This window comes from Pseudomonas viridiflava (assembly GCF_900602065.1).
In the GTDB taxonomy this organism is placed as follows: Bacteria; Pseudomonadota; Gammaproteobacteria; order Pseudomonadales; family Pseudomonadaceae; genus Aquipseudomonas.
Genome location: NZ_UWFN01000125.1, coordinates 1 through 299 on the forward strand (window position 1 = coordinate 1; position 299 = coordinate 299).

Here is a 299-nt window from a genome sequence, read left to right on the forward strand (position 1 = left end):
TCGGCGGCGCGACGATCCACGTCCTCATTGGTCAATGGGCGCACGCTGATGGTCAGTTTGTTTTCGGTCTGGAACGCCGAATAATCGAACGCACCCGATGGCTCGATGGAAATGCTGGCCTTGTCGCCAGACGCTGTGGCGCTGACGAATTGCACGGGTGTGGCAAAGTCTTTCACGTCCAGACGCACGCGCAGCGGATCGGGCAATTGCGTCTTGGCGAAATCGACACGGATCTTGCCGCCCTGCTCCTGAATATCCGCAGCGATGCTGGCATTGCTCAGGTCGATGACCACGTTGCC

General features: G+C 59.2%; 1 protein-coding gene. It reads right to left on the bottom strand.

What is annotated here, in order from left to right; translation table 11 throughout:
- Positions 1–299, bottom strand: a 299-nt coding sequence (locus EE949_RS08265) for an AMIN domain-containing protein (protein ID WP_346773484.1), incomplete at both ends; no start/stop codon positions are given.